Here is a 4650-nt window from a genome sequence, read left to right on the forward strand (position 1 = left end):
CCAGTGGTAAAAAGCGTGGGAAAGCATTTGCAAATGGTAATTCAACTGGAAATGGTTTAATTACTTATAAAGGTAATGTAAAAACTAAAGCCAGCGGTTCATCAGACAAAGATAAAGACAGTAAATCTGAAAGCAAGCAAGTCTTTGATTGGATAGAAATTCTCCTTAAAAGACTTGAAAATGCAATATCTAAATTAGATGATACAGTAAATAATACATTCAAAACATGGAATGAACGCACAAAAGCACTATTTAAAGAACAAGCAAACATTCGTAGCGAAATTGATGTTCAAAAATTAGCACAGTCAAGATATACAAAAGAAGCTAATTCAGTAGGTCTTTCAGATTATTGGAAAAATAGAGTAAACAATGGAACTATTGATATTTCTACTATAAAAGATAATGATGATTTAGTAGAAAAAATTCAAACATATCAACAGTGGATTGAAAAGGCTAATGAATGTAGAGATGCCGTATCCGAGTTGAATAGTAAGTTGTCAGAGTTAGCAAAAACTAACTTTGATAATCTAAATACTCAATGGGATTCTATATTAAGTAGGTTTGAACGTAAAAAGAATGATATTGAACAAAGTATATCTCAAAGTGAAACTAAGGGATATATTACAAGTACAAAATATTATTCAGTATTAACTTCTAATGAAAGAGCTAATATTATTGATTTGCGAAAAAAGGAACAACAACAGAATGTTGCTTTGAATGATGCTGTTAATTTAGGTAGAATTAAGGTAGGTTCACAGGCTTATAATGAGATGAAAAGCCAAATTGAAGAAACCAAATCTGCAATTAAGGAATCACAGACTGCAATTTTAGAATACAATAAATCTATTCGTGAAGCCAACTGGAGTATTTTTGATACAATACAAGAAAAGATTTCTGCAATAGCTGACGAATCAGATTTTTTAATCAATCTTATGGATAGCGATAAGTTATATGACGATAAAGGTCAATTAACTGACGAAGGTAATGCTACTATGGGTTTGCATGGTATGAATTATAATGTTTATATGGAACAATCCTCTAAGTATGCAAAAGAGATTAAAAAGATTGATAAAGAACTTGCAAAAGACCCTTATAATCAAGATTTATTAGAGCGTAGAGAAGATTTGCTTTCTAAACAAAGAGAATCTATTTCGGCAGCTGAAAGCGAAAAAGATGCTATTAAAGACATGGTTGAAGAAGGTATTAATAAAGAATTAGATGCCTTACAAAAATTAATAGATAAACGAAATGAAGCCCTTGAATCTGCCAAGGATTTATATGATTATCAAAAGAAAATAGCAGAACAGACAAAAAGTATTACAGACATTCAAAAACAATTATCAGCTTATGAAGGCGATACATCTGAGGAATCAAAGGCTAAAATTCAAAAGCTTAAAACTGATTTAGAAAACGCTCAATCAGACTTAAAAGATTCTGAATATGATAAATATGTTTCAGACCAGCAAAAAATGTTAGATAATTTATATGATGATTATGAAAAGATTTTGAATGAAAGGCTTGATGATGTTGATGCCTTAGTTAGTGATATGATTGATAACTCAAATAAAAATGCAGATTCAATTATTAATACTATTCAAAGTCAATCTAAAGATGTAGGATATACTGTTTCTAAGTCTATAACTGATGTTTGGAACAATGGTATCCCTTTAAGCACTTATAAAAACGGTGTTACAAATTCTTTAACTGGAATTAAAAGTTCGCTTGCGACTATCAATACCAATATACTTAACACTATTAAAGTAGCTAATGATAATGCCAACCGTAATATGGGCATACTACCTGATTATGGCTTCTTTCAGCAAGGTGGAAATATGTCAGGCAGAGGCGATAATTCTAAAGATATAAATAATAACCTTGTTGCTCGAATGAGATATTTTGGAATTGACACAAAATATGGAGCTTATTATTGGCAAGCCTCTGGATTAAAAAAGAAGTATGGTGAGAATTGGGAAGGTTATGCTAATGTAAAGCAAAGCAAGGCATTGCTTGAATGGATGAAAGCCAACGGTTATGCAAGCGGAAGTGCTTATATTAATTCTAATCAATTAGCTTGGACTCAGGAAAAAGGGCAAGAGGTTATTATTAGACCTTCTGATGGTGCAATACTTACACCTTTATTTAGAGGAGATGGTGTGCTTAATGCTGATGCTACAAAAAATTTGTATAGCCTAACTAATGACCCTACTAAGTTTATTAAGGATAATTTTAAACTTAATATTCCTTCAATTCCATCTACTTCAAACGGTAATACTTTTAATAATGATATGTCTTTTGAAATTAATTTACCAAATGTAACAAATTACGAACAATTTATTTATACTATGCAAAGAGATAAAAGATTTGAAAAAATTGTACAATCTATGACAACAAGTAGGGTGATTGGTAAATCAAGCTTAAACAAATTTACGATTAAATAATATAATATTGGCAGAATAAAATTTGGTTTTTATTCTGCCTTTATTGTTTTATTTGGAGGTTTTATGGACGATAATAAACGAATAGAGATATTAATTAAAAATAATAAAAGACTTATTGAAGAAAATGATAAGTTAAGAAAAAGAATTGAAATTTATTCTGAGGAACAAGAAAAGATAGATATTTTAAAGAGTGAATTAGAAAATATCAAAGAAATATGGACTAATGAACTCAAAGAATTAGAAGAACAAAAAATAATTATAATATCCTCTTGAATGAGATAAGAGGTTTTAAAAAAGCTTTATTTAGCAAACCTAAAAGAAAAATATTTAAAAAGAACTAATTACTTTTATCCATAGGAGGTGTTTCGTTTGAGATTTGAAGATTTTGAATACGATGGAAAACAATTAAGTGATTTAGGTTATATGGTTTGTGAATTTGGCACTAATGGTGTTAATACAGTAAAAGGTGCAAACATTAATCTTAGTACTGTTTCAAATTCTTATGGAACTAAAAATTATTTAGTTAATTCTAAATATGGGAATATACTTGAAGATACATTTCAAATTTGTAAAAATACTTGTAATAATGAAGATATGGAGATTACTGTTGATGAACAAAGAGAATTGGCAAGATGGTTAAATAGAAAAGGTTATCATAACTTTAGATATTTGACTTATGATTATTTAGATTTTTATTTTGAAGCAACTTTTAATATTAGTTATATTGAAGTAGGTGGAAAAATATATGGATTGGAGTTAGAGATGACAACTAATAAGCCTTTTGCATTAAATAAGGAAAAAGATTATGAACTTGAAATAACAGAAGCTAATCAAATTGTAGTTTTAATTGATGAATCTGATGATGAAGGTTGTATATATCCTCATATGAGGATTACAATAGGAAACATAAGTGGAGATTTAAAAATATCAAATGAAGTTGGAGATAAAATTGAAACAACCATAATTAAAAATTGCACAGCAAATGAAGTAATAACTATTGATTACCCTATTATTTATTCTTCCATACTCTCTCATAAGGTACATAAGGATTTTAATTGGAAATTTTTTGGAATATCAAATACAAATAATGATAGAGTAAATAAAATAACAGTTTCATTACCTTGCAAAATAGAGATAGGTTATTCACCTGCTGTTAAATTAGGATTGTAAGAGGTGTATATATGAGTATTCATATAGACTTTGATGTAGCTAATAACCCTCGAACACCTACTTTTATATTGGCTGAAAGAAATGGAGATAAATTAGGTTTAATAGAATCTCAAAATATTCATATCAAAGATAGCCTTAGAGATGAATCTGAAATCACTTTTGAAGTTTATAAATATCTTGACAATAAAGAAAATTATTTATGGGATAAAATAAAAAATTTTAAATTAGTATGGTGTAAAGAATGGGATAAATGGTTTGAAATACATATTGAAACAGTTGAAACTGAAAACAATGTTATTAAAACAATAAATTGTACAGATTTAGGAACTTCTGAGTTATCACAAATTAATCTTTATTCAGTAGAAATAAATACAGAAGATGATATAGCAAGAGAAGATTATAAAATTCCTACTGTATTATACAATTCTGAACATCCCGAAGCTTCTTTATTACATAGGATAATGGAGAAGGCTACACATTATAAGGTTGTATATGTTTCGCCTACGATTGCAAATATTCAAAGGACATTTTCTTTTGATGACAAATCTCTATATGATGCTTTTCAAGAGATTTCAGAAGAAATAAATTGTTTATTTATTATAAATGTTTGTTCAGATTTAGACGGAAATATTCTAAGAACAATTTCAGTATATGATTTAGAATCTAATTGTGTATCTTGTGGCTATCGTGGTGAATTTACAGATATTTGCCCTAAATGTGGTAATACAGACATTAAAGAAGGATATGGAAATGATACAAATATTTTTATAAGTGCAGATGAACTTAGTAATAATATTCAATTAAAAACAGATACAAATTCAGTAAAAAATTGTTTTAAATTAGAAGCTGGTGATGACTTAATGACAGCTTCTATTAGAAACTGCAATCCAAATGGAACGGATTATTTGTGGTATTTTTCTGAAAATATGTTTGAAGGAATGTCAACAGAATTACAAAATAAAATCAAAAGTTATAATACTTTGTATAGTAATTATCAAACAATCTATGAATATAATCTTGATAATCAAAAATTGGTTAAATA

4 protein-coding genes are annotated in these 4650 nt (G+C 28.1%); all 4 read left to right on the plus strand.

From position 1 onward, the window contains the following. On the plus strand, positions 1–2438 hold a 2438-nt coding region (locus QZ357_RS06220; protein WP_290773283.1), incomplete at its 5' end, for a hypothetical protein. 63 nt (positions 2439–2501) lie between these two features. Beyond that, positions 2502–2711: a hypothetical protein gene (locus tag QZ357_RS06225; RefSeq protein WP_290773286.1), complete on the plus strand. Its 210-nt coding sequence runs from the start codon at positions 2502–2504 to the stop codon at positions 2709–2711. 96 nt (positions 2712–2807) lie between these two features. Then, the gene (locus tag QZ357_RS06230; RefSeq protein ID WP_290773289.1) at positions 2808–3608 is read left to right on the plus strand and encodes a phage tail domain-containing protein; all 801 of its coding nucleotides are present in this window, start codon (positions 2808–2810) and stop codon (positions 3606–3608) included. Positions 3609–3619: 11 nt separating this feature from the next. Beyond that, the coding region (locus QZ357_RS06235) for a hypothetical protein (RefSeq protein ID WP_290773291.1) at positions 3620–4650 on the plus strand (1031 nt) is incomplete at its 3' end.

The sequence above is a fragment of the Anaerofustis sp. genome (assembly GCF_019420015.1).
GTDB lineage: Bacteria > Bacillota > Clostridia > Eubacteriales > Anaerofustaceae > Anaerofustis.